The sequence below is a fragment of the Prevotella heparinolytica genome (genome assembly GCF_002998535.1).
Taxonomy (GTDB): domain Bacteria; phylum Bacteroidota; class Bacteroidia; order Bacteroidales; family Bacteroidaceae; genus Bacteroides; species Bacteroides heparinolyticus.
The window spans coordinates 3,143,741-3,169,713 of record NZ_CP027234.1; the positions used below are offsets into that span (position 1 = coordinate 3,143,741).

General features: G+C 45.1%; 16 protein-coding genes and 6 pseudogenes. 13 read left to right on the top strand and 9 right to left on the bottom strand.

Features of this window, described 5'->3' with window-relative positions; all coding sequences use genetic code 11:
* Together C3V43_RS12500 and C3V43_RS12505 are read left to right on the top strand one after the other, a co-directional pair.
* Positions 1-1,269 (top strand): site-specific integrase, encoded by a 1,269-nt coding sequence (locus C3V43_RS12500; protein ID WP_106070070.1) that lies wholly within the window; start codon positions 1-3, stop codon positions 1,267-1,269.
* Between the two features lie 52 nt (positions 1,270-1,321).
* A complete protein-coding gene (locus tag C3V43_RS12505; RefSeq protein WP_106070592.1) occupies positions 1,322-1,789 on the top strand; it encodes a DUF1896 domain-containing protein in 468 nt (155 codons plus the stop codon).
* Positions 1,790-1,798: 9 nt separating this feature from the next.
* Here the strand turns inward: C3V43_RS12505 and C3V43_RS14835 are convergent, their stop codons facing one another.
* Positions 1,799-1,960: a hypothetical protein gene (locus tag C3V43_RS14835; protein WP_164996251.1), complete on the bottom strand. Its 162-nt coding sequence runs from the start codon at positions 1,958-1,960 to the stop codon at positions 1,799-1,801.
* A gap of 516 nt (positions 1,961-2,476) precedes the next feature.
* On the opposite strand from C3V43_RS14835, the gene C3V43_RS12515 reads away from it, so the two are divergent.
* The 11 genes and pseudogenes from C3V43_RS12515 to C3V43_RS12560 form a co-directional block, all read left to right on the top strand.
* Entirely contained in the window at positions 2,477-2,746 is a 270-nt protein-coding gene (locus C3V43_RS12515) for a helix-turn-helix domain-containing protein (protein WP_106070072.1), read from the top strand.
* Between the two features lie 3 nt (positions 2,747-2,749).
* Positions 2,750-3,064 (top strand): helix-turn-helix domain-containing protein, encoded by a 315-nt coding sequence (locus C3V43_RS12520; RefSeq protein ID WP_106070073.1) that lies wholly within the window; start codon positions 2,750-2,752, stop codon positions 3,062-3,064.
* Entirely contained in the window at positions 3,052-3,558 is a 507-nt protein-coding gene (locus C3V43_RS12525) for a DUF3408 domain-containing protein (protein WP_106070074.1), read from the top strand. Before C3V43_RS12520 ends, C3V43_RS12525 begins: the two co-directional genes overlap by 13 nt.
* A gap of 200 nt (positions 3,559-3,758) precedes the next feature.
* Positions 3,759-4,178: a plasmid mobilization protein gene (locus C3V43_RS12535; RefSeq protein ID WP_106070075.1), complete on the top strand. Its 420-nt coding sequence runs from the start codon at positions 3,759-3,761 to the stop codon at positions 4,176-4,178.
* Between the two features lie 16 nt (positions 4,179-4,194).
* Positions 4,195-4,353 carry a hypothetical protein gene (locus tag C3V43_RS14985; RefSeq protein WP_235655853.1) on the top strand — a complete coding sequence of 53 codons (159 nt, stop codon included), beginning with the start codon at positions 4,195-4,197 and terminating at the stop codon, positions 4,351-4,353.
* A gap of 3 nt (positions 4,354-4,356) precedes the next feature.
* Positions 4,357-5,217 (top strand): annotated as a pseudogene (locus tag C3V43_RS12540) (relaxase/mobilization nuclease domain-containing protein); the annotation flags it as partial.
* Positions 5,218-5,326: 109 nt separating this feature from the next.
* Positions 5,327-6,562, top strand: a complete 1,236-nt coding sequence (locus C3V43_RS12545) for an IS4 family transposase (RefSeq protein ID WP_106070593.1) — start codon at positions 5,327-5,329, stop codon at positions 6,560-6,562.
* Positions 6,563-6,652: 90 nt separating this feature from the next.
* Positions 6,653-6,928, top strand: a pseudogene (locus C3V43_RS12550) (relaxase); the annotation flags it as partial.
* An 84-nt stretch (positions 6,929-7,012) separates the two neighbouring features.
* Positions 7,013-7,729, top strand: a pseudogene (locus tag C3V43_RS12555) (YWFCY domain-containing protein); the annotation flags it as partial.
* A 616-nt stretch (positions 7,730-8,345) separates the two neighbouring features.
* A pseudogene (locus C3V43_RS14990) lies at positions 8,346-8,488 on the top strand (reverse transcriptase N-terminal domain-containing protein); the annotation flags it as partial.
* Positions 8,477-9,146: pseudogene (locus C3V43_RS12560) on the top strand (IS982 family transposase); the annotation flags it as partial. The pseudogenes C3V43_RS14990 and C3V43_RS12560, both read left to right, overlap by 12 nt.
* A 318-nt stretch (positions 9,147-9,464) precedes the next feature.
* Here C3V43_RS12560 and C3V43_RS12565 read toward each other — a convergent pair.
* The 8 genes and pseudogenes from C3V43_RS12565 to C3V43_RS12605 all read right to left on the bottom strand — a co-directional run bounded on the left by C3V43_RS12565 (position 9,465) and on the right by C3V43_RS12605 (position 25,911).
* The gene (locus C3V43_RS12565) at positions 9,465-10,568 is read right to left on the bottom strand and encodes a clostripain-related cysteine peptidase (protein ID WP_164996252.1); all 1,104 of its coding nucleotides are present in this window, start codon (positions 10,566-10,568) and stop codon (positions 9,465-9,467) included.
* A gap of 113 nt (positions 10,569-10,681) precedes the next feature.
* Entirely contained in the window at positions 10,682-11,593 is a 912-nt protein-coding gene (locus tag C3V43_RS12570) for a hypothetical protein (RefSeq protein WP_106070077.1), read from the bottom strand.
* A gap of 17 nt (positions 11,594-11,610) precedes the next feature.
* Positions 11,611-13,056, bottom strand: coding sequence for a hypothetical protein (locus C3V43_RS12575; protein ID WP_106070078.1), 1,446 nt, complete (start codon positions 13,054-13,056; stop codon positions 11,611-11,613).
* A 348-nt stretch (positions 13,057-13,404) separates the two neighbouring features.
* A pseudogene (locus tag C3V43_RS12585) lies at positions 13,405-13,664 on the bottom strand (relaxase/mobilization nuclease domain-containing protein); the annotation flags it as partial.
* Between the two features lie 222 nt (positions 13,665-13,886).
* Positions 13,887-19,595 carry a helicase-like domain-containing protein gene (locus tag C3V43_RS12590; protein ID WP_106070079.1) on the bottom strand — a complete coding sequence of 1,903 codons (5,709 nt, stop codon included), beginning with the start codon at positions 19,593-19,595 and terminating at the stop codon, positions 13,887-13,889.
* Between the two features lie 5 nt (positions 19,596-19,600).
* Positions 19,601-21,694 carry a type IA DNA topoisomerase gene (locus tag C3V43_RS12595; protein ID WP_106070080.1) on the bottom strand — a complete coding sequence of 698 codons (2,094 nt, stop codon included), beginning with the start codon at positions 21,692-21,694 and terminating at the stop codon, positions 19,601-19,603.
* 88 nt (positions 21,695-21,782) lie between these two features.
* The gene (locus C3V43_RS12600) at positions 21,783-23,192 is read right to left on the bottom strand and encodes a DUF3945 domain-containing protein (RefSeq protein WP_106070081.1); all 1,410 of its coding nucleotides are present in this window, start codon (positions 23,190-23,192) and stop codon (positions 21,783-21,785) included.
* Between the two features lie 211 nt (positions 23,193-23,403).
* Positions 23,404-25,911 carry a TonB-dependent receptor gene (locus C3V43_RS12605; RefSeq protein WP_129588765.1) on the bottom strand — a complete coding sequence of 836 codons (2,508 nt, stop codon included), beginning with the start codon at positions 25,909-25,911 and terminating at the stop codon, positions 23,404-23,406.
* Positions 25,912-25,973 lie beyond the last annotated feature (62 nt).

Here is a 25,973-nt window from a genome sequence, read left to right on the forward strand (position 1 = left end):
ATGGCACGAAGTACATTTAAGACGCTCTTTTATATCAACCGTTCCAAAGAGAAGAAGAACGGCAAATGCCCGATTATGGGACGCATCACCATAGACGGAGAACAAGTACAGTACAGCACGGGAAAGGAAATCGCTCCCGAACTTTGGGACAGTCGTAAGGGACGATGCAAGGGAACAGATGAAGAAACAAAGGAAATCAACCGCTATTTACAAAGCAAAGAGGACCAAGCCAAAGCGAAGTATCAAGAATTAGTCTGGCAACGTGGCTATATTACCGCTGAGTTGTTGAAGCGTGAACTCATGGAAGAAGACAAGCCCAAAGGTTTTCTTATGGAGGAAGCACGACTTTTCATAGAGGAAAAGCGTCCTTGCGTAGGAATAACGGTAGCCAAGCCGACCTTTGCCAACTACATCTATGCCACACAACTCATTGAGGCTTATTTGCGTGAACGCTTGGGGCTAGAGGATATTCGCTACTCATCGCTTGACTATGGTTTTATCGAAGGGATGGACTTCTACCTTAAATCAGAGCGCAACCTTTCTCTTGCCACTATTCAGGTAGCGGTCATCTTCCTTAGAAAACTCATCGGCATCGGTCAGCAGAAGAAGTATATCCGCATCGACCCTTTTGCGGACTACAAGGCGGAACTACCACACCGAACACGCAGGTATCTCACAACCGAGGAACTGCAACGGGTATTACAAACGCCCATTATTGACAAGCAGTTCGAGAGAGCAAGGCAACTATTCCTTTTCTGCGCCTTCACAGGACTGGCTCGTGTGGACATGCAACGGCTCAAACCAAAACACATCATCCATAATGCAGACGGCACAGAGGAAATCCGCATCAAAAGGCAGAAAACCAATGTGGAAGCGATTATCCCACTCCTGCCCATTGCCAAGCAAATCCTTTCGCTCTATATCAAGGATAAGAAAGCGGACGATTTAATATTCCCCAATCTTACAATAAGGAAAGCATCCTTTGCGTGTGTGAACATCGGTCAGATATGCTGGATAGATAAGGGCTTGACCTTTCACATGGCTCGCCACACATTCTCAACCACGATTTGCCTTTCCAATGGTATTTCGATGGAAACGCTCAGCAAAATGCTCGGACACAGCAATATAGGTACGACACAAATCTACGGAAAGATAACCGACCACAAGATACAAGAGGATATGACTGCACTCACCGATAGAGAGCATTCAGCCTTTGAAGGCTATTGTGAGTCAATCGCAAGGCAGAGTGCAGTGCAGCAACAAGGATAAAAAGGAAGTAATTGCCAAACATTTATTATTCACGATTGAAAACCAAACTATTATGAAAGAGAACAACAAACAGGAACTTTCTTACTTTCGATTGAAATTAAGAAGTTACATAAGTGAGCATCACCCCGAAAGATTGCAAGATACGGAGTTTATCAATGCACGGGCAGATATGGCTCTCACGGCTTACTGCGATGCCGTGGCGCAGGGTTTCATGCACCCCGAAGCAGAGAGCATGGCAAGCGAGGTTTTGTATCAGGGCTTGCATTTTTCCAAGTACGATACGCTTGTATCTGTCTTGGAGAACGAGTTTGAAAAGGAACTGCCAATGCCACTCCCCGAAAGACTCGCACCCATACTGTTGTCGAACAAGGCTATTCAAGCCACATTCGACAAATTCGGTTTGACGGACACATTTGCTTCTGACGAGCAATACGACCGTCTTTACACCGAACTCACAGGCACGATAGTGCTGCTCAGCGAGAGCAATAATCTGCCGACAGTAGGTCAGACGGACAGATAAAACGTTTGTTTACACTTTATAAACAGCCTTATGCAAAGCCCCTGAAGCCGTAATCGGTCGGGCAAAGATATGGCGGTTGCCTTCACTTTCTTGCAAGATCAAGTCCTGCTGATGGAGCGAAAAATCTCCACCGCAGGGCTTTTCTCTTCTATCTGTCAAGGCCGTTTTCATTCAAGCTTAATTTTTTTGTACGGTTGTATTTTTCGCTCCAACCTTGCGAAAGTAGGCTGACCGCCAAAGAGAAATGCCCGAACGAATACGGCATACTCAGGCTCTTTGGACGCAAGCGATGAAATAAGCATTCTACCTGTCAATCGTACGGACGATTTATCTATCTAACCACAGAGAGATAGATAATTCTTACGTTCATCCAAACGGTCTATCGTTCGAACTATCTATTTATCGAACTATCGGACGATCGATATGTCGAATTGTCGAACTCTCGCGAGTTACCTGCTTTCATTTTCGTTGATATGAAACGAACCAGCACCTCTTCTCATTACCGCAATAACACTGATGGATATCCTTTGGTCTTTTCTCTTGTTTTCTCTCTATTTCCCTGCTTATCCTCATTTCTTGCAGCGGTGCTTCCGAGGGTTTACTTTTGCACTCGACAAGTACGGCAATGGACTGCATAACAGCTTGTTTGCCGAGTAACAATAAAGTAATCAAAACAAAATCAAGGCAATGAAACTCATTATCATCGACCGCAAAGCGTGGGAGCGACACCACTCCGAATTTGCAGACTTTATCCATCGTGTAGAGAAGCTCATCGGCAATCCGCCCGAAACGGACGAATGGCTCGACAACGAAGCCGTGTGCAAGCGTTTGGGCATCAGCAAGCGTACCCTGCAATCATACAGAGATACGGGAAAAATCCCTTTCTCAATGATTGGACACAAGTGCTATTACAAGGAGAGCGACATCACGGAGTTACTGAACGCAAACAATGAATGAATTATGTCAGAGAATGAAATCATTACGCAGGAAGACCCTCAGATGCAGTTGTTTTCACAACTGATGGAAGGAATATTGAAGAAATTGGAGCGGTATTGCGCTACCGCCCGTCCGATGCTGGGCGGAGAGGTTTACCTCACTGGCGAGGAGGTTTGCAGCCAATTACGGCTCAGCACACGCACGCTCCAAGAGTACAGAAATGCAGGAACACTTCCTTTCTACAAAATCGGAGGGAAGATACTTTACAAACAAAGCGACATACGAACAATGCTTGAAAGGCATTATAACGCAATACCCAAGAAATTATGGCAAGAATAGATGAACAAAGGAAACAACGTCTGGAACAAGCCCTTCGAGATATGGGCAATTATGGCGTTAAGCTCCGCAAGCCCGAAGAGTTGCCCGATTTTGATCAGCCCATAGATTATGAAGAGGAAAAGAAAAGATTTGAGCCTGTTAAAGTTGAGGAACAAAATGACAAGGAGAGTCACAAGGACTATTCTCAACCGTCCTATCAAGAAACAGAGTTGTCACCAACGGAAAGGGCTACTTCTACCGAAGAGAATCATCAACGAATGGGAAAAACAAAGGACAGGAAGCAATTATCCAAGTTTCAGGAGAAATATCTCCAGCCCTTTCGCAACAGCCACCGCAAAGCCGTGTATGTATCAGAGGAAACTCAACGAAAGTTGGACTTCGTGGTGAGGAAAATCGGTGAGCAGGGAGCAAGCGTTTCAGGATATGTGGAGCAGGTGCTTCGAGAACATCTCGACCAATACAAAGATGATGTGGAAAGATGGCGGAAACTCTGAAGTACTGCATTCCTCGAATGCAAGCCTACGCCGAGTTACTGTATTCAGTGAATGCAGTAACACGGTATGGACTTATAATTCCATTTTCTACATCAGCAAGGTGTGTCTTTGTAACACAAACCGCTGTTTGTACCACAAAGACCCTTGCCCCGAGGGGGAGATGAATTACTCCAAAGTCGTAATTAAAAGCCAAAACGGAAATGGAAAAGGAAACGAAACATAGCTTAGAACCGAAACAAGCAGAAAAGCCCCGTTGGGACAACTGGCATGTACGCCTGCCCAACCCGAAAGACCAGCAAAGGGCGATTGATTTATTCCAGAAATCAGGGGCAGAAACTAAATCGGATTTCGTGCGTGGTCGCATTCTTGGGGAGAGTTTTAAGGTCATCACTGTGGATAAATCCGCCGTGGAATACTATCGAAAACTCTCCGAACTGACGGCGCAAATCCATAAGATTGGTGTACTGTATAACCAAACCGTGCGTGCCATCAACAGCTATCATTCGGTCAAGATCGCACAGATTCTGCTTGAAAAGTTAGAAAAACTGTCGGCTCAAATCATTGCCTTGCAAGAGCAGGCTATCAATCTAACTATTGATTATAGAAAGAAGAAGTATTGAGAATTTAGTTAGAAAAATGATAGCAAAAATTTCAGCAACGGAGAACCTCGGAAGAGCACTCGGCTACAACTTCAAAAAGGTGGAAAAAGGAGAAGCGAATATTCTTCTTGCCGCTGAATTGTATCAGAGCAAGGAAGGGCGTTATACGATGGAGGATGTGTTGGCCGACATGTAGGCTTTGATACTGGAAAAATACCGAACGAAGAAGACAGTATTCCATTGTTCGCTCAATCCGCACCCGGACGAGAAGCTCTCAGATGAAACACTCATGCAAATTGCCAAGGAGTATATGGAGGCACTCGGCTACGGCAATCAACCTTATATCGTATTCAAACACAACGACATTGCCCGTGAGCATATACACATCGTATCACTTCGGGTGGGGACTATCGTGGACGGAAGATTAACGATAAGTTCGAGAAACGGCAGAGCAAGAAGATTACCGATGCCTTGGAAAGAAAATTTGGTCTCATTCCAAGTTCAAAGGTTACTGACAAAGCGATGAAAGAAATGCCCAAGATTGATACCACCCAAAGAAATATCAAGGAGCAAGTGTCAAATGTTGTCCGAATGGTATTGAAACATTATCATTTTTGCTCCTTGGGTGAGCTGAACGCCATCCTTTCTGCATACAACCTTACCGGAGAGGAAGTCAAGACGGAGTTCCGAGGAAAGAAGTATGACGGGCTGGTCTATGTTCCGACTGACGACAAGAGCTACAAAATAAGCACATCCATTAACGCCTCGGACATCGGTCGTGGTGTAGGTTATTGCTGCTGTACAGAAAAGGATGCAGAAATCCAAGCAAGGAATCAAGCCACTGCTACCAATCCTCAGGAACAAGGTGTTACAAGCTATGCACACCTCTCCTCAAACAGAGAAAGACCTGCAGAGCAGATTGGAAGAACAAGGCTTGCGGGTGGTAATCCGAAAGAATGAGGGTGGGTGTATCTATGGCATCACATTCATTGACGATAAAGTGGGCATTGCGCTCAATGGTTCTCGATTAGGTAAGGGATACGCCGCCAATATATTTAATTATTGCTGTCCGGTAAAAGTTTTTCTTTCCACATAAAATAAGGCTGAAGTCCGTAGTTGGACTTCAGCCTTTTGGTTTATCTTTGTTTTTACCACAAAACATGATAACCATGAACAAAGGTACTCATTTTCTCGGACAGCCGATGTACGGTCAGCTTATAAGTTTGCTCGACAAAGCGCAAATTCTTCGTATCAGTCAAGAAAACGGTGGAGAACGCTACGTCAAACACTTCGATGCTTGGCAACACTTGGTCGTTATGCTCTATGCAGTGGTCAAACGCTTCGACTCCCTGCGCGAAATCGTGGCATCTATGCTCCCCGAAGCCCGTAAATTAGGACATTTGGGCATTAACGCCATGCCGCGTCGCTCCACACTCTCGGATGCCAACCTGCGCCGTAATGAATGCATATTTGAAGCCATCTACGGAGAGCTGTACGCCACTTATAAGCACGTGCTTTCCGCGGACAGCCGACGGTGCGGGTGTCCAAAGTGGATCGAACGCTTGCAAATCATCGATTCGACGACCATTTCTCTCTTCTCCAATCTCATTTTCAAAGGCGTCGGTCGGCATCCGAAGACCGGGAAAAAGAAGGGCGGCATCAAAGTTCACGCCAATATTCATGCCAACGAGTTTGTGCCCTCCGACATTCGTTTCACCTCGGCGGCCAAGGGGGATTCCTTCATGCTCCGCCCCTCCAACTACCATAGTGGCGATATCTTGGCTTTTGACAGAGCTTATATCGACTATGCCAAGTTTGAGGAAATGACGGAAGCCGGCGTGACGTATGTCACCAAGATGAAGAAGAATTTACGGTACGACCCCCTTGAGGATGTGATGTATATGACACAGGAAGGAGGGATGGAACACCGCGTGCAGCAAGTGGTGTTTACCAAACGGGGCAAAGGAGGAGAGGAACTAAAGCACCGGGCAAGAATCATCACCTACGCTGACCGCAAGAAGCACAAAACAAAACTGATCTCGCTGTTAACCAATGACATGGAAATGTCAATTCAGGACATCATCGAAATCTATCGCCAAAGGTGGGAGATAGAACTACTTTTCAAGCAGCTCAAACAGAATTTTCCTCTCAGATATTTCTATGGGGAGAGTGCCAATGCCATCAAAATTCAGATTTGGGTAACATTGATCGCCAATTTACTGCTCATGGTGCTGCAAAAGCGGATCAAACGCAATTGGAGTTTCTCTAATTTGGCCACGATGGTGCGCATCATGCTCATGTACTACATTGACTGCTATAGTTTCTTCGAGCATCCAGAAAAAGATTGGTTGAAGATTTTGGATACCCACGATAAGCCACCCGCCGAATCTTCACTCTTTGACTAAGGGGGCTTACTTTTCGAAAAAGGAATCCGCAACGCCTATTGATGGGCGTTGCGGATAGGGAAAATGTGTCGTTTTGAAGTTTACCGGACAGCAATAATATTTAATACCTATTTCTCCAATCCTACGCACAACTCATTCTTGGATGAAACGCTGTATGGCAATCCGTTTGTTCGTTTAGAAGCATCGCCAACCGTTCAACTCTTGCAATCAGATACGGAGAACGCCGACAATCTCATCGATGAACTAATCGAGGATATGGCAGATGGTTCTTTCCTGTCTACGGGCAACGATGATTGGAAGGAGGCGGCGTGGCAGCGTAAGCTCCGCAAGCAAAGCAAAGTCAACCTCAGACGGAGGAAAAGATAGGTAAGGTATTTCAAACTTTGTTTGAACAACATTCAAATACAATTCAAATAACGATAATACAACAAATATAGAAGCAATACGATTATGGCACAAGAAGATGATTTAAGGGCATTGGGAAAAGTAATGGACTTTATGCGGGGCATATCGGTGATATTCCTCTTGATTAACTGTTATTGGTTCTGCTATGAGGCGTTTCAAAAGTGGCACTTCACGCTCGGTATCATCGACAAGATATTGATGAACTTCCAGCGCACCACGGGATTGTTCTCGTCCATCCTTTGGACGAAACTTTTTTGTGTGGTATTTCTTGCTCTTTCATGTTTAGGAACGAAAGGCGTGAAAGAAGAGAAAATCACATGGACAAGGATTTGGACGGTGCTTTTCTCAGGCTTTGTTTTTTTCTTTCTCAACTGGTGGCTATTGGTATTGCCCATCAGTAAGATCGGGGCAGCTTCGCTCTACATCTTCACGCTTTCCGTTGGCTATATCTGCCTGCTGATGGGTGGCGTATGGATGAGCCGACTGCTTAAAAACAATCTGATGGACGATGTTTTCAATACGGAGAATGAGAGTTTCATGCAGGAAACAAGATTGATGGAGAATGAGTACTCCGTCAATCTGCCCACACGATTTTACTACAAAAAGAAGTGGAACAACGGCTGGATAAATGTAGTCAATCCTTTCCGTGCCTCGATGGTGCTCGGTACACCGGGGTCGGGTAAGTCGTACGCTATTGTGAACAACTATATCAAGCAACAGATTGAGAAAGGCTTTGCCATGTATATCTACGACTACAAGTTCGGGTGACGAGAAAGTCATGTAGATGGCTGTTTAACAGAGTAATCCTCTGATTAAACCTATTGTTTCGTCAATAGTAGCCTAAGAGCAGGTGTAATTTCTGTTGTGCTAAGCTGCTCTGAAAAGGTAACCCTCCCGAAAGGGGAAGGATGAACCGTGAGAGGATTTCAACGACAGCAAGCGTTATGCGGTCTGGGAGCTTGGCTCAATAGTATGGTTAGCGCAAGCGAACTGTCATTTAAAGGTCGTTAAGTCGAACAAGCCAAACAACGCTGACAGATTTGAACCAAAAGGTAAAGCGGTTGGACATTCCTGTGAATTTTGGGGATGCACGAATATCAGAACCGCCGGCTGAGAGACAGAACCTAACCCATTGGTTTGGCATCTACATGGAACTCGGTAAGCCTATACATCTCCCACAAAGGGTAAGCCGACCACAAGGGATATGTAGGTATGAGATTGTGGAAAAAGCGAATGCCGTTCTGTAATGGAACGGATACGGATTGAGCCGATGCCACGTGCGGCACAGACAACATCATCCAACACGAAAGTGGGCAGACTTCCACTCGGTAATTCTTTTACAAGATAACTTAAAGAACTTCTTAAAGGAGGAAAGCAAATGAACGAAAATAGAAATATTAAGTGTGCGCCTTCTGAAACCAAAGTTGGACCAGTATAGACTGGAATAAAGCAGAGGAGGCGGTCAAGAAGCTTCAGGCGCGTATTGTAAAAGCTCAGAAAGATGGTAAGTATGGCAAAGTTGTTTCTTATAACCGTTTAGTAGAATTGGAAAGGGAGGTAGCTGTACCCTTAATCTTGTTTATCAAGAAGGTCCTGCTGGGTAAATGCACGGGTATAAAGCTTTGTTGACAGTACACCACTGCGTGTATGCAAAAACCAAAGAATACATATTCACAAGGTTTTCAAAGGCATAGCTCAAAGAGGAAAATGCTCTATGGGTTGGTTCTTTGGCTTCAAGTTGCATTTGATTTGCAATGAGAAAGGAGAACTTCTCAACTTTATGATAACGCCAGGAGATATTGATGACCGTAAGCCTTTGGAGTACAAAGCATTCATAGATTTTATATATGGTAAGCTATTCGGTGACAAGGGTTACATCGGCAAGATTCTTTTTCAAAGGCTTTTCGTTGACGGAATACAGCTTATTACCAAATTAAAGAGTAACATGAAAGGAGCTTTAATGAGTGTTTCAGACAGACTTTTACTCAGAAAAAGAGCCATTATAGAAACTGTGAATGATGAACTTAAGAACATTGCGCAAGTGGAACACTCCAGACATAGATGCTTTGACAATTTCGTCGTCAATTTATTAGGGGCAATTGCAGCCTATTGTCTATTTCCAAAGAAGCCGTGCATCAATGTACAAAGAACCATTGATACACAACTTGCATTGTTTTGAATTCGTCGAACTCACGTTATTTACCAGTTTGTTCTTACACGAAAGAATCATCTTAACGAAATGGAACCATCAGAATGTATTGTTGCTATAATCTGTTTTTTATTGCTAATTGCTTTGAACTGTATTTTTAATCTCAGATTTGAGTGTGTGTAGCAGATTAACTCGTGAATAGTACGTGTAATCTGTTCTTTACAGACAATAATATTATTCACCTCTATACCAGTATGTTCTGTTTGATTATCAATTGCAATGGAATCAATTGGTTCAAAATATTTATTCTCAACTAATAGCGTGTAATATTCAGGGGAAATATCTTCTTTATTGCAAGATACCAGTATTATAATTGTTCCAAAAATAACTGTCACAACTAACATCTTTATACCAAGATAGTGTTTTGTAAAATTCATGCTCATATTTTCTATCTTTATGATTATTGGGTATATAAATGCTAATTCCTGAACTGCCATTTAAAGGGATTTTACCGTAAAACATATCTGTATGATTATATGATAATATCATATCAGATAGAAGTTTTATTACTAATTCCTTTCGTTCGGAGTTTTTAAAGAGAGAAACAAAACCTCCAATATCAAACAGCCAAGATGTAGCTTCTTGATCGTATTGTAGAATAGTGCTTATATCGGGAACTGTAACATCATGGTTTATCAATTCCTTTAAAGACTCTGAAAAAGATTTTAAAACAGATGTCTTTACAACAGTCATAGACGCTGACTTTAAGACACCTTTCTTTTCGTTATATTGAGCAATGTATTTTTCTACAATTTCATTGTAATTTGGACTATTGCTTAATAATTCAGGTAGGATTTCTTTGTAAGGAAATCCTGTAGCAAGGACTTCCGTAGGCGAGGATACAATGTAATCAAAACTGTTTCTCATCTCATATAAAACTTCTATTGATGACATAAAGCAAGCGTCAAATACCAAAAAATCATAATGAAAAGGACGCAGTCTCTCTGCTAACTCCCTAATATCCATTTCATAAGGTTCTTGGAATTCTTCTGTGGTTATATCAATCCCAAAGGAACGAGTTGATGAAGTTGAAGCACGTTTAGAATTTAAATTTTCTGATTTTGGTAGCCAAGCACTCCCATGAGACCAAAGTACAATACCTTTAATTTGCTCATTGGCTTTTCTTGAAAAGGCTATTGCGTCTTTTAAAGCACTTACAAAAACATCTGCACTTGACGAGTTTTGTTCAGGATAGGTTTTGATTATCTCGGAAACTATTAAATCTGTATTGTCTGCCTTTACTTTATATAGGCATGGGTGAGAGGTTTTGCGATTCTTTACCCTGTCTACATAAACATAAACCCCATTACTAATTTGATTTTCAGAAAAACCCCTCTCCATCTGATTGATGTTTTGTATTGCAAAGTAATCCAAGTCATTATCTGCAGCCATATAAACGAATATAGCGTTTTTCTCGGAATGCCTAACTATGTCATCATCTTCAGAGCAACTCAATAATAGTACTGACAAAAGACAGCATAACATAAATTTAGTGTGTATCATTCCTATTGAAATATCTTAAAGGTGTCAATTCCCTTCATTCCCGAAGTTGTATTAATAAACCAAATCTGTCCAGAGTTCCTTACAAAAGACTCAGGTTCTATTTCTCCATAAAATTTTATGTCTAAACGAGCTAGACCTTTGTACTTTTGACATTTTAAATCATAGTCGTTGTAGTCTGCAAATAGGGTTTTGCCATGGCTATATTCCTCTTTGTAGAAATTCATTATTTCTCGAATAGTATACTGTGTAGGTTTAATGCCAATATTCTTAGCATAGGTACTTTCTACGGTTGTAAGCTCCCCATTCACACAATCTCCAATACTTAGCAAAATATAGTACTGGTTAATTTTAGAAAGTCCAGGCTTTAGTAAATATAAAACAGGAATACCCTCTGAATTAATAGGAGTTGGACTTTCTTTTACAACCTTGGTCTTATCTATCTCATTTAAATTGGTGAAATTATGGTACTCTTTTAAATCCGCAGAGTTATGGAACACAAGAGGTTGGTTACCAATTACGGCATACTCAAGGACGGTCGAAGACAAGTTTTTGATTGAAAGAAAATCTGCTCCGTTTTCTTGATAGTCTCTTTTCATGGTAAGCTGGCTAAAAACGCTTTTCCCCGAATGTGTACCAACAATACTGTCATAGGCGACCAAGACGTTCTCTCCACCAATCACGCAAGGAGTAGAAAGCCTCTCTGTTTTGACTTCGTTTTGACCATTATTGCCCAATATACTATAATGCACTTCCACTTCTCCGGGAATATCATCTTTTGTGGTTATTGCAATATAATTATGCCGAAGAATAGTTGTTTTGCGTACTCCCTCCTCTAAATCAACCTTTGTACATTGTGAAAACAATATTGTAAGAAAAAGCCAAACATACAATTGTAAAGAGTAGATCTTCTTCATTTTGTTACATCTTTAAATTAATCCCAAACCATTAACCAAGGATTCCACCAATCAACCTTTGTATAGTTGCAGCCATTCTTCTTGTCTCCTGGCACGCCTACTTTTGCACCATTATCTATCTGAAGGAAATAATAGTTTCTCCAGAACCAAGAACCAGTCTGTTTTGCACCATAAGCTAAAGTCCAATGTAATTGCCCACCAGAACCACACAATCTGATTGCAGGTTTCTTATAATGCTTTATTTGGTCATATGCAAAAAGATCTGCAAAGCACGGAGCTGGATTAATCCATATTTTCCCATTGGAAGCAATAGGCATTGTCCACCCCATTTCTACCGGAGTCATCGGTCTTCCGAAAAGACGCAAAGCAAAATTCAAAATACCAAACTCTCCAAATGAAGAAGCATTATTATAAAAGAAATCATATTTATCTTTGCCTTGATTCACATAAAGGATATATCCACAAACCCAAGGACCACATGCACCACCTCTTCTGTAAGAATACTTTCTGTCATCATACTTATCAATCCATTTTAAACTTTCATCGATACGACTAAAGATTCTTCTAAACAATCGTCCAAAAAATTTACCTTCATTATTAAGTTCTTCATCGCTTGTCTCTAAGAGTTCTTGTTCATAAGCACTTAAAGTATTCCAATATGCTTTAGCTTCTTCTTCTGTTCTTGTTAAGCTGACTTCCATAGAGTCTTTTAACGCCTCCACAGTCATATTTTTTCCATATTCGACCTCTTTATTAAGCTCTTCGTCTGCCACCATATAATCTGGTACTTTTTCAAAAGCACGTTGATCAGGTATTAATGTTGGAAGTATGTGAGTTTCCATGTGCTGGATAATCTCTTCACCTTCTAATTCTCTCATATTTTCCATGGGTACAGGAGTCCCATTATCAACTGATATAATTTGCTTGGGTGCTTTACCAGCCTTTGACCTGACTCCTACAAATTGTTCCCCTTTCCAATCCATAAAAATGGAAGGGTTGGAAGCATTGGATTTTGTTAAGAACTCATTATAATCAAAAACGCTGGAGTACACTCCGTTTATGACACTACTGTTTTTTCGGTTGGCATTGACACGTATTGTACCTATAGCATTGTTTTCCGAGTCAAATGCAATAAAATCATAAAACTTCGGCCAAGATTCCAAATTGTATATTACTACAGGATTTGGTGCTAAATGATAGCCGTTCCAGGCCAGATCTTGGACAAATCCCGTTTCATTCATCTCTAACAAGGTAATTTTTCTCGCTAATTCAAAATCAAGAACTTTTTTATTCTGAGCTAATTCCTTTAATTCAACAGAGTCAGCATAAGGAATGTAAAGCTCTTGACGTTTGTGATTACTTTCTATTGAAGAACCTAATATCTCTGGAGAGAGGTCTTCGCTGTTGCACGCAAAAAGCAAAATCACACAAAAGGGAATTGATAATAGAGCTATTTTATTCATAAAATGCGAATTGAATATTTGTTACTTTGGCAAATATAGGAAAAGTTTATAATCCCCCCAAGAAACCGCAGTACATTGTGCGGTATATTAAAGTGCTTTATGTATATTTAAGGACTTGACACGTATTACATATACAAAGCCGCTATTGGTTACACAAGTTCTTCAAGCCTCTTCAAAAAAGAGTTAGCAAATTCTCTAACTAAAGGTTGGAGAATCTTCTATCGGCGAAGTACTCTTATGAACTTATACGCTGTCCAAAGGACAACAAAAGGAGCCGTAAAGAAACCACCTATGAGGCAAAGCAGGACCTTGAATACGTAGTAGAAATTCCATTGCCCTGTCGTCATTTAAGCCTGCGACAAAGTCTTTCCAATTTTTCGATTGGGGCAACACTGCCTTGATGGCATCGAATATCTCATAGCGAAACTTGTCTTCTCCTCGCAGTCGGTGGCGATTTACAGCCTTCTTCCCTTCCCCAAGTGTAAACCATAACGCTCGGTCAGTTCTCGGCAAATCTTTGTTGAGCGGTATTTCTCATTGCGGTCGCTGATGGTCTTGCCGTCATTGCCAATGCGATTGATACAAATGTGCAAGTGCGGATGCTGGCGTGCAAAGATACACTTTTAAGGTTGTCTCTACAAACATATTTAAAGTAATTGTTTTTTCGTATAAAATTCTTATTTTAGAATTGTATTTCATCGGAAAATGATTATCTTTGCATTATAAGATTTAAGTGTTCTTTGAGGCAATGCAGAATAAAGAAAGGGAAAGAAACTCGCTCGTTTCCATCTCGTAACCCATTTACCCTTTATTCATTCTTATTTTATTGATTATCTGAAAGATACAGATTTCTTGAATCTTTTTCGGGCATAGTCGGTAGCGATAAGCATCTTCGCCTTTTCTTCCCGATCGGAGAGTTTCTCCCGACCCAATAGCTCGGCATTACCGGTACGGGCAAATTCCATCAGCTTTTGGATAAAGGCTTCCTGCTCGGGCGTCGGCGGAATGTGATGCAGAATTTCATGCTTTTCCGGACGGTCGATCCCGATGTCCTTCGCCGTGCGGAAATCGCAGATTTCGGCGTAGAACGCTCCCAATTCGGGGACTTTGATAAAGGTGCGGAATCGCTCCTTCTGGATAATCTCGTTGGTCACCGAAAATTCATAGTCGGTGCTTTTCCTGGCAAAGACGGCTGCCCATGCGTCGAACGTTCCGATTCCCTGCTTTTCGAGCGCTTGCGGTCTCAGGTATTTGAACAGCAGATACAGCTCGGTCAGACTGTTGGAAATGGTCGTTCCCGAAAGGAAGGTCGCCCCTAAATCCTTGCCCGTGCGTTCCTGAATGGTGCGGATGGCAAAGAGCAGGTTCAGAGCACGCTGACTGCCTTCGCTGTTGCCCAGCCCCGCTATCCGGTCGTGACGGGTCGTAAAAGTCAGGTTCTTGAATTTGTGGCTTTCGTCCACAAAAAGGTGGTCGATTCCCATCCGTTTGAAATCGATCGTATCGTCCTTCCGTTCGGCGATGTCGTCGGCAATCCGGGTGAGTTTGGCCTCCAGATTCTTTTTCCGGATTTCCAACCCTTTCAACATTCGTCCGGAAATTTCCCGTCCCTGCTGACGGAGCACTTCCAGATTCTCTTCCACCGAGTCGAGTTCTTTTTGAAAAATCCCCTCCTGTATTTCGAGCGATTGGGGAATGGCTCCGAACTGTTCGTGGGTCAGGATGATGCAATCCCAGTCGTTGTTCCTGATATCGCTGAAAATCCTTGCCCTGTTTCGGACGGTGAAGTCGTTTTTGCCGGGATAGAGAATACGTGCATTGGGATAGGCTTTGCTGAATGTGGCGGCAATATCGTACACATTGGCCTTTAGGCCGATAATCATCGGTTTGTTCGCCAGACCGAGCCGTTTCATCTCGTAAGCGGCTGTACACATGATCATCGTTTTGCCGGCTCCCACCTCATGGTCGCAGATGCCGCCACCGTTCATCTTGAGCATCCATACGGCATCTTTCTGGCTCTTGTACAAATCGTCGAATCCCAATGCCTTTACGTCCAGACCCGGAAAGGTCTGATGGCTGCCGTCGTACTGCGGTCTTACGAAACAGTTGAACAGCCGGTTGTAGCGGTCGGCAAGCTTTTCCTTGAAAGTGTCGGGCTGCCGGACAAGCCATGCGCTGAACTGCTCCCGCATCTCTTCGATCTTTGTATTGGCCTGCTGGATGGCATCCCCGTCCCGTACTTTGATCTGCTTCTCTTTTCCGGTTTCTTGGTCAAGAACCGTTTTCGACTTGCTGATATCGGGAATGGTATTGTGAAGCGCATGTTTCATCAGATTGATTCCGTCGTAGGTTTTGAACTCGCCTTTGACCGCATAAGTATGAGATATTTTCAGATTCTTCGTCGGAGCTTTGACCGTGTACTCGTCGGCCGGTGCGCTGTATCCGATATGAACCTCGGTTTCGAAGAGTTCCGACGCGAATCGGGCATAAATGCCGGAGGGAATCCATCGTTCTCCGAAATTGAAGTCCAGATCGGCAAACGGAATGGGTGTCGGAATCGCTGCCTTCAGGGCCGAAAGGCTTTTCTTGACAGCTTCGTTCTCTCCATGCTGTAACACCCATTGTTCGATTTCTTCCGCTTTCTCGATGACATTTCCGGAGATAAACCGGTCAGCGATCTGATAACCTCGCTCTATGGGATGATAGTATATACGACCTTCGAGCGCGGCGACAATCTCGTCTTCTTCCTGTTCCGGTAAAAGAGAGGCCATATAGGCGAGACGGACTTCTCCGTATTTGTTCAGCGAAGCGGATAAGGCCTCCAACGGAGTCTCCGCCGTCCGGAGCGCCGTTTGGCTGAAAGCCGTCGGATGGTCGAAGATGTCGGCTTTGATATACTGCCCGTCCCGGCTTCGCTCCAGAAAGAAGATGTCGGAGCTTCCGGTATCCATACGCAGGAGTTCGGCGTTTTTACGGGCATTGAGATGTCCGTAAGCGCCGACGAAACGGTCGTACAGGGTATTCAGGCGGTTTCGGGTTTCTTTGTCTTCGATCTCCCGGGTCGTTTCGTAATCATAAAGGCGGTGGTAGGTGTCGCGTAAGTCGATATAGAGCGCCAGCCTGCCGATTTGTGCCGAGGGTAGATCCACGGGATGAAACAGGGGGTTACCCTCCGATACCTGCGAGAGGTAGCCGATCTGCTTGCCCGGGCGGACAATGGAACCGTCACGCAGGTGTTCGCCGATAACCGAGAGGTAAGGGCGAGGGGCGGTATCGAACGAAGGGGGTGCGGGCGGTTGACGAAACTGTTCGGTCAGTGCGGGCGTATCCCACAGACCTGAAAATAAATCGGGCTGACCGGATGTCGGTTGTTGTTTCCGGCTTGATGGGCGTTGGGTACGAGGTTTGACCGGTGTCGGTTTCCGTTCCCGTTCCACTTCATTGAAATGCTCCACTTCCCGGTTCCATGTTTCAATGGCACCGGTAGGGAAAAGAGAAGGAACGTCAAGATCCACCGACTCTACCGGATGATGTTCTTCATCGAAATAGACTGCTCTTCCGTTCATTTCCCGCGGGCTTTCCACATCGGTGCGTATTTCTCCCCGCACAGGGCGGTTCGGGGTATCGTACTGCCTGAACAGGGTCATGACCGGAACACCATCGGGGGCCTGTTCTTCAACCGCTTCGGACGTTTTTTCAGCCGGTTCGCTCGCAGGAGCGGGAAGAATCGGTTGTCGATCTCCGATGGCTTCGCCTGAAACCGGATCGAAGGTTTGTGCATGGATGCCGTCGCGGTCGAAAGTCAACCGGTGTTTCGTAATCCGGATATCTTCGGGAGAGATGTCCGTTTCTTCTTCGGCCGGATATGTGCCGGACAAGGCCTTCGCTTCGGCTTTATCCGTTCGGTGCACAATTACCTGTTCTTCCGTATGGGTATACCGTTCTCCGATATATTCTTTCAATTCTTCTACCAGATGCAAAGCCTTTGGCGTAAAGTGTAAATCCCGTTCGATCCCCAGGCCCATTACCTTGACCTCCTTCATTTCGTCCAAAGACATATAGCCTAACTCCCAGCCATACCCCATCGTGACCAGGCCGAATCCTACACGTTCTTTCGGATCGTACTCCAACAGATAGGCGGTATAGGCGCTCATGGGATGGAAGTAGCGGGCACAGGCTACCTTGTCCCCGACAAGGCTTTTTTCGGTAGCGTACAGTTTGGGAAGCTGTCCGGCAAGACTTTTGGGCATCAGGTCATAAGCCTGACGTGCCTCTTCCCGCCCGGCTTTTCGCTCCTGTTCATCCTCCGTGTCGGAGAGAGCGCCGTTTTTTTTCGTTTTTTCTTCGGGATGATCCGGTTCTTTTTGCTCGGGGGAAGACACGCGTTGCTTCTCTTCCTGTTTGTTTTCAAACCGGTCGGCTATCGCTACGCGATGACCGGCCCGAACCAGCACAGGAAGGTATTGATCCAGTTGTTGGTTGTGAAAGCTGCAATATGGTTCTCCGGAGCGGTCGGACAGGCGAAGACCACAGGTATCGGACAAACGCCTGGCTGTCACCCCGATCGTTTCGTAGCGGTCTCCGTTCCGTATCAAAATCAGGATCGTTTTATCCTGCTGTTTGCTTAAAATCTTTTCCTGTGTCTGTTTCAACGCTTCCATGGGAGACGGTTCCGAGTCGGGTTCGGGGTAGAGCAGCCGGTATTCCGCCGCCGGCAGATTCCGTTCGTTCCACTCCTGTTTGGAAAGCCCCTCGAGTTCCCGTATGGCACGGATAAGTCCGCTTTCGATCCATTCGGCCTGCATAGCGGACGGACGACGGATGTACCCCCGTTTCTCCGCTTCCGCCAGAATACGCTCCGATGATGCGTCCGTCGGTCGTTTGACCGCCTGGTTGATCTGCATCACACGGAGTGACATCCGTACGGGATAGATAGCCGTTATATCTGTATGAGGGACGGTAATGAGGCCTCTGTTCTCTCCGTCCGGATCGGCAAGGATAACTGCCCAGACTTTGCCATCTTCCCGTTTATACGGACCTTCGGTATAGACGGCCAGCGTTTCCGTTCCCAAAAAACGAATATGCATCATATCGCCCTCCTGCACATGCCGGAGATCCTCACGGGGAGTCGCAAACTGCGTACGGGCCAGTTCATCGAGCAGCCATTCGTTGGTGATGAGCCGGTGAGCTGTTGCCAGATGGGCGGGAAGTTCGGGTAAAGAAAGACGGCCCGCCTCTTCGACAGGGTGCGTTTCCAGTTGTGTGGTGGCCTGATCCGGCCGGTCGATTTCCAAACGAATGGATTCCGCTGTGGTTCGGTCGGGTGTTTCGCTTTCGGGGGCTGTAGCTGGTTGTACGGTCTCTGCTCCCGTCAGATAGAATTTCCGGTCGAGATGTTGCCTGATGTCTGCCGACAGTTTTTCACCCAACTCCTTTGAGATACCGTCGATTCCTCCGTCATGCGTATAGACCATCGCAGGTTTTCCATAAGCATCCGTTCCGGGCAAGCGCCGGGTTGCAAGCACATTTTCGGCATTTTCTCCGGCAAACAGCGGATTTTCCGTGAATGTTTCTCCCTGATAGGAGACCGTAGCACTTTGGGTAAAGGACTTTTCGCTCTCTGTCCGTATCCCTTTGCCTGTTTGCTTTTGCAATACGATCAAATCACTTCCGGCCTGTGTTCCGGCATTTTCGGAAAACATTCCGTCGGGCAGGCGAAGTGCGGAAATAAGCCGGCTGTTTTCCATCAAATAACGACGAATCGATTCGTTTTTCGGACTGTCCGACAGCCCTCGCGATGTGATGAAAGCCAGCAGCCCTCCTTCCTTGAGCGTATCAAGTCCTTTGACAAAAAAGTAATTGTGGACAGCCCGTGTCGATTCGTTTTTGACCGTATCTTTCCCTTTGGCATACGACCGGTCATAGACGACAAAATTTCCGAATGGAATATTGCTGGCCACCAGATCGTATGTTCCCATCTGTCGTTCTTCGATCTCTTCGAAGCCGATGATACGGACTGTTTGTTGAGGATTATCCGCCGATAACAGGCGCAGGATGCGCCCCGTAGCTTTGTCTTTCTCCAAAGCTGTCACTTCGGTATGCTCTCCTGCCAGTATGCGGGAAAAAACACCCATACCGGCCGAAGGATCCAATAGTTTTCCGACAGGAATCCGATGATCCCTCAAAGCGAAAGCAATGGCCCGTACGATCCGTTCATCAGTATAGAAAGAGGTAAGCACGCTGCTTTTGAGACTATCCCACAGGCCTCGGGCTTCGCGCTCGCTTGCGCTTTCCCCGAAGATCAATTGCTTCAATTCCTGTACCATCGGGAAGAGTTCCAGTTCTGATTTGACCCAACGGGTACGGTCGGCAAGCGTATCGACCGGCTTGAGAATGCACGCGAGGCCGCCGAAACCGTTGTAACGGCTCAGAACTTCTCGCTCAACCGGTGTCGGCAGACGATGTTCCTTCTCGACCGCAAGCAAGGTGCGGATGGCTTCGATGTTGCCCCGGAGCGTCTCTTTCTTGTGGTATGCCATACGTTTTATGTTTGAGGTTTACGGGGTTTGGAATCGAAGACGAAGGAGGTGCCGCCATCTTTGTCGAGCTTCAGGCGGGCATTGAAGGTTTTTCCCGATTTGCCGGTCAGCCGACAGAGTAGCGGAGTGCATCCGTCAGTCATCAGGGCATGAATATATTCCTTGCTCAGGAGGGTGCCGCAAAGCTCCCGGAAGACTTTGAACCCACAACCATCCGTTACGCATTTGACGATTTTGGGAAACACCCGTACCGAATCGTTCCCGCATAGCGGGCAGCGGTAAGTTTTGTAATGAGCATCCGTGTTTCCGGCGGCTGTCGTCAGCAGTTCTTCGCATATTTGACGGGTATAAACTTCGATGCTCTTCCCGAATGTCCGTTCGTCCATGGCGCCTGCTTCAATGGCAGCCAGAGCGACTTCCCATGCTCCCGTCATTTCGGCGTCGGCGATCTTTCGTCCGGCGACCAGTTTATAGACGGAAAGACCTTTTTCGGTCGGGATAAGGGTCTTCTTCTCCCGGCGGATATATTCCCGCAGGATCAATGTCTCGATGATGGCCGCACGTGTGGCAGGCGTACCGATGCCGCAACCGGCGAGGGCTTTGCGGGCTTCTTCGTCCGCAACTTCCCGTCCGGCGTGCTCCATGGCCGACAGCAGCGTGGCTTCCGTATAAAGGGGCTTGGGCTTTGTTTGATGTTCGGTCATTTCGAATCCGAAAACATCGAGCCGGTCGCCTTCCTGCCATTCGGGAAAGCTGTCCACAACGGTTTCTCCTTCTTCTACAGGCTCTTCCATCGATCCGCGGATGGCTTTCCAGCCCGACTTAACCCGCCTCTTCGCCTTTATCCCGAAACAATGCTCCCTTTGAGCGAGTGTCGCCGTCAGCGTTTCTTCGATGGCGGCTTCGGAAAAGGATTCCAGCATACGTACGGTAATCATCCGGTAGAGCACCTCCTCGTCGCGGGTCAGGCTGTCGGACTTTTCTCCGGTAAGGAGAATGGCATGGTGGTCGGTTACTTTCGTATCGTCCACGCTCCGGCGGTTAAGTGTACCGGCAGTGAGCTTTTCGACGTAATCGCCATAATCGGGATCATCTTTCAGACTTTCTAATAGCGAAGGGATCTCTTCAAAGATGTCTTCGCTGATATACCGGCTGCCTGTACGGGGATAGGTGGTACACTTTTTCTCGTACAGGCTTTGGGCCAGCGAGAGCGTCTTTTCCGCCGTATATCCGTATCGCTTGTTGGCTTCTTTCTGAAGGGCAGTCAGATCGTAGAGCAAAGGTGGTGGCACAGGATTCGTTTGTACGGAAACGGACGAAACGATGAGTGCTTCGCGCGGATCCAGATCCTCCATCGCCCTGTCCGCTACTTTGCGGCTTTCGTATGTCGTTTCTCCGATGGCCCTGACGGAGAGGCCGGTGGGCAGCGCATGAATTTTCCAAAACGGTACGGACCGGAAATCCCGGTGCTCGATATAGCGGCGGCAAATCATCGACAGATTCGGTGTCTGTACTCTTCCCAGGGAGTAAGCGCCTCCGCGGGCGATGGAGAGGGCGCGGCTGGCATTGATACCGACAAGCCAGTCGGCTTCACTGCGAGCCTTGCCCGAGAGATATAGGCGGTCGTACTGCCGGCCGTCAGCCGGACGGGACAGTCCCTCACGGATAGCCTTATCGGTGAGGGAGCTGATCCACAGGCGGTCGAAAGGTTTGCGGCAATCCAAATAAGCATAGATCAGGCGGAAGATCAACTCGCCTTCGCGTCCGGCGTCGGTGGCGACGATGATGCGATCGCTCCGGTCGAAACACTTGCGGATGATACCGAGCTGTTTCAAGGCGGACGGGTCATCCGTATAGATCGTTCCTTTGCGGATCTGTCGGACGACTAAGCGGAAAGGATCGGGGATAATGGGCAGTTGCTCGCGGCTGTACGTCGGGAAGCCGTATGCTTCGGGCATCGCAAGGGTAACGAGGTGTCCGAAGGCCCAGGTAACCACATGGCCGTTTCCGGAGAAACAGCCCTCTTCTTTGTGCGTTGCACCGACGATACGGGCTATATCGCGGGCGACCGAGGGTTTCTCGGCAATGATACATTTCATGGGATACGATGGTTAAGGTTGAGATAAAATAATCGGCCGAACGGTGGCGTCCCATTCGTCCGGCGGTTCATGAGAGCGGAGAAAAGGGCTATATCCTGCGCCCTCTTTTGCGAGGCTGCTTCTGCTCCTCGCTCTCCTGTTTTGCCCGTTGTTTTTCGGCAGGGTGCACCTGACCGCTTTTGAGGGGTTCCTTGACGTGCCCGGTAGCTTCGTTCGTCTTACCTTCATTGTTGACGGCTACCTGTGTCTTGTGCCCTTCGGCCACGGCTTCGACCTGTTCCTGCTTTTTGTCCGGATTATAGCGATAAAAACGGGGACGCTGCTCCTCCTTGTCGTAACGGACATAAGCACTGAAGATTTCGCCTTCCTTATCCACCATATTTCTCAGATACAGGGTGCGTCCTTCCGAAAGGGCTTTCTGCTGTTTCTCGGTCAGCTGATACTTGCAGAGGGTCGCCGGCACGCCATACGGAGAATCCGTCTGCGGCTTTTGAGAGAGTTGCCTGCGTTCTTTGAAGGAAAGATTGTCGTTGAAGATAAACTCGATGCCTCTTTTCTCGGCATTGACCTGAAGCGTGGCATCGAACGGTTTGCCGCCACGCGAGAGCATACCTTCTACTTTCACGGGCTTACCTTCGGTCAGGTCTCGATGCTGCTGTTCCGTCAGCAAGACGCTTTTAATCTCTTGCGGGATGATCACGCGGTCGGCACGAAGGGCGACCAGCTCATTGGTCAACGGGTCGATTGAGACGTAGCCTTTGAAGGGTTCGCCGTTTTTGGGGGTCAGCTCCACCTGTTTCCCCAAATTGCCCGAATGCAGCAGCGTCGCTTTTTCGTCCTCGCTGAAACGATAGCCCATATAGGGAAAATCGAGCTGCGGCTCTTTGCGGATGCTGTGGATGGCCAGCCCCAGGCTGCCGTCTTCGCTTTGACGCAGGGCGATGCGTGCTTCGGTATAGATGGAGGTTTCTCCGAAAGGAACGGAGATTCCGACCAGACCCGTTTTCTGCCAGTTGAGCAATTTGTTCAGGTCGCCGGACTGTTCGAGCCGGTCACGACTCAATCCGAGACGTTCCAACTCTTTCCAGTCGACTTTGGACTCGTCGATGGCGGGTACTTTCTGTGCCGGAGCAAACTCGTCGAGATTCATCCGGATACTTTCCAGCATAGCCTTGTTCTGAGGTTCCTCACGTCCGGCAAGCATGTCTCTCAGTTCGGCTACCGACTCGACGGCACGGTCGGAAACCAGACGGTATACTCCGAAATGGGTCGGGTCTTTGAACTGCTTGACTAAATTCGACAGGAAGTTTTTGAGTACGCTGTCGTTCTTCTTGAATTTCATGAAAGCCGTTTGATTGGCTTCCGTCGGTTCGACGGTCTTGACCCGGCCGGCTTCATCCATGGAGGAGACGACGGACAGGTGTCCCGCTTCGGTGGGGGATTGAACCCTGCTACGATCCTCCAGAACGAGTACGTAGCTGTCTGCATTATTTTCCATATACTACTGCGATTATAAGGTTATCGCAGCAAAGATACGTGAGGCAAACAGGAATGATACCGATAGGTTTCTTAGCGTTCCTTAGAATGGATTAGAATGGAAATATCTTCAAAAATACATTGCTCACATATATCTAGCAAGTATTTTTCTGTTGAAAAGAAAATCTTAGAAATAGAAAAATAGTAATGAAACAATCTTCTAACTATACTTTTTACAAGCGAAAGAGACAGGAAAGAAGAAATTCTCGGCTTCTTAATGGTAATTGATAGGATTGATAATTTAACCCAATTACACTTGTAATAATATAATTGTCATTATTAAAGATATTATTTAATTTCCCTAAAAACTCAACTCGTTTGGTCGGCTTGTACTGAATTTCAATGTCTACAAAATTAGAATGTTTATATTTAGATTTACCGATTTCATTAATTGTATTTTGATAGTAAGTATTTATATTGATTTTCGGCGTTACAAGAAAGAAAAATTTCAACTCATTATGTAAATTTGAAATGGCGTTGACCTGTTTGAATTTATTGTCCTGCCACATTATATTTCCCGTAAAGGTATATATCAGTTTCGCCCATCGGAGTTTTTGGAAGACAGAATTGGCAGAAATTGACAATATATGTGATGTGTTATTAAAAGGGGTTCCAGATTGTGATGCAAGATAATTCGTTCGCGTGTAGTCAATGCCTGTTTTGATGGATAGGCCTAGATGAGTAAATGTTTTATCAACGGATCCTCCAACGTAGATCAGATTCCTATGGTTCATGCTGTCTACGGGAGTTATGATAGTCTCCTTCTCTTTATAGTTATAATCTCTATAATAACTATTTTTTGTATATGAATGGCTTAGTGTCAGATTCGCGAATACCATTCTTACCAAATCACTGTATATCAAAGATAAAGAGTTTTGAAGACGTTTTTTTCTGTATATTTTATTCAAACTGTGATATATAATCCGATAATCTTTATATAGGGGAGATTCGGAATAATAAACATCGACATCGTTATTCATAGAATAAAATGTTGAAAACTTGAATGCTAGGTGTTCATTAAAATCATGTTTCATCCTTAAAGATGGAGAAAATGAGAAGTAGTTTGAACCATCGTGATAATTTGCTTCTTGAAAATCCAAATGGGCTGAGTTCCATGTTACAGGTAGAGAGAAAGAAATATGCCCTTTAGAATATACAGAGTAAATTATTGGCAAGATGCCAATATTTATTTCTTTTGTTTCTGCCCTTTTTTCAAGAGAGGAATTACCATTTTTATAATCATTTCTGTTGAAGTCTGCCAAAAATCCTAAGTCAAAATTGTTTCCTAAAAAAGGAATAGTTGTCGACAAACGGTTCTTTACAGTAAAAATACCAGTTTTATACGTTTCGTCAAGGGAATACATTAATCCGGCAGAGTGGAGTAATTCTTCTCTTTTGTAATACCTGACGTACGATTTCAGATTGAACAAAGAATTTCCAAAAAGGAAAGTTGAGGAAAGCCTGTTTTGAAAATATTGAGGTCTTATTTTCACTTCTTGTTCTAAAGCCTGGGTATTTGATATGACACCTCTATGCTGATTAAATCTGGAAAAACTTCCTCGAAACTCATTGGAAAAAAAAGTATTGTCTGAATTTAACTCATATTTTAAGATAGGTGTATATGTTTGAAAGGCATTTTTTATTGTGTTTTTTTCATATAGATTTACAGGAGATACTCCACCATACTGAATCTCTAAATCATTGCCTTCACGGATACGATCTATATACCCCAATACGTTCACTCTGAAGCTTGAATTTTCTCCAGTCTTGACCAGGTCATTCATTCCCCAGGAATATGCCTTGTTATTCAGAAAACGTTCTTTTTCCAATGGAGGTGAAGAAGCCCCTACATTCAAAAAACCAGAAGGAATACCTTCGTACATGTCTGCATTCGATAAATCAAGATGTTCTTCTGTTTCTTGAGAGAGATCCACCCCATGGTTATTCATTTTTCCAGTTATCATCAATTGGTTGCTTGCACCAATCTGAGCTAAAAAAATCCTATTCTCCCAAATAGTCGGTTGGACACCTATTCCTCCAGATAACTCACCAAAAGGACGTATACGATATCCTTTCTTTAATTTAATGTTAATTGCTGCTCTCTCTTCAAAAACTCGATCTTTCAATACTTTTACATTCTGATTATTTTCCATCAGATGAATTTGGGATACGGCTTCTGCCGGAAGGTTTTGCGTGGCTTGGTTGTATCTATTACCCAACAAATCCTGTCCTTCAATATAAAACTTACTGATGGCACGTCCCTGATAGCTGATACTTCCATTTTCACCCACTGTTACCCCCGGCAGTTTCTTGAGGATATCTTCTATATATTTATCCTGCTGTCCTATAAAGGAAGAAACATTATAAACAAGCGTATCACTCTTGCGACTAATGGGCGGTGCTTTGACAATGATTTCCTTTAACTCCTGGTTCTTTGGCTTTAAGAAGATTGTGTTCTTCTTTTGCAAACTCAATGAAGAAACAAGAAGTTTGCTTTTTTCGTAACCCAATAGCGAAAAAATAACATACGAGCTCTTTGTTTTTATATTCAAAATGACCTCACCTTTACCATTTGTCATTGAATAACTAAGAAGATTATCTGATTTATCAAAGATCTGACATACAACATCAGAAATAGGGTCGTGATTATCTTGATCCAAAATGGTAACACGCATATTCATTTCATTCTCTTGTGAATATATAAATGCACTAGAGATAAGAAATAAGAAGAGAGTGTATATTA

Coding starts and splice junctions, on each gene's coding strand:
- C3V43_RS12505 (WP_106070592.1), top strand. CDS start 1,322: ATGAAAGAGAACAACAAACAGGAACTTTCTTACTTTCGATTGAAATTA.
- C3V43_RS12515 (WP_106070072.1), top strand. CDS start 2,477: ATGAAACTCATTATCATCGACCGCAAAGCGTGGGAGCGACACCACTCC.
- C3V43_RS12500 (WP_106070070.1), top strand. CDS start 1: ATGGCACGAAGTACATTTAAGACGCTCTTTTATATCAACCGTTCCAAA.
- C3V43_RS12595 (WP_106070080.1), bottom strand. CDS start 21,694: ATGAAATGTATCATTGCCGAGAAACCCTCGGTCGCCCGCGATATAGCC.
- C3V43_RS12545 (WP_106070593.1), top strand. CDS start 5,327: ATGAACAAAGGTACTCATTTTCTCGGACAGCCGATGTACGGTCAGCTT.
- C3V43_RS12605 (WP_129588765.1), bottom strand. CDS start 25,911: ATGAATATGCGTGTTACCATTTTGGATCAAGATAATCACGACCCTATT.
- C3V43_RS12520 (WP_106070073.1), top strand. CDS start 2,750: ATGTCAGAGAATGAAATCATTACGCAGGAAGACCCTCAGATGCAGTTG.
- C3V43_RS12575 (WP_106070078.1), bottom strand. CDS start 13,056: ATGAATAAAATAGCTCTATTATCAATTCCCTTTTGTGTGATTTTGCTT.
- C3V43_RS12590 (WP_106070079.1), bottom strand. CDS start 19,595: ATGGCATACCACAAGAAAGAGACGCTCCGGGGCAACATCGAAGCCATC.
- C3V43_RS12535 (WP_106070075.1), top strand. CDS start 3,759: ATGGAAAAGGAAACGAAACATAGCTTAGAACCGAAACAAGCAGAAAAG.
- C3V43_RS12600 (WP_106070081.1), bottom strand. CDS start 23,192: ATGGAAAATAATGCAGACAGCTACGTACTCGTTCTGGAGGATCGTAGC.
- C3V43_RS12570 (WP_106070077.1), bottom strand. CDS start 11,593: ATGAAGAAGATCTACTCTTTACAATTGTATGTTTGGCTTTTTCTTACA.
- C3V43_RS12565 (WP_164996252.1), bottom strand. CDS start 10,568: ATGGCTGCAGATAATGACTTGGATTACTTTGCAATACAAAACATCAAT.
- C3V43_RS14835 (WP_164996251.1), bottom strand. CDS start 1,960: ATGAAAACGGCCTTGACAGATAGAAGAGAAAAGCCCTGCGGTGGAGAT.
- C3V43_RS12525 (WP_106070074.1), top strand. CDS start 3,052: ATGGCAAGAATAGATGAACAAAGGAAACAACGTCTGGAACAAGCCCTT.
- C3V43_RS14985 (WP_235655853.1), top strand. CDS start 4,195: ATGATAGCAAAAATTTCAGCAACGGAGAACCTCGGAAGAGCACTCGGC.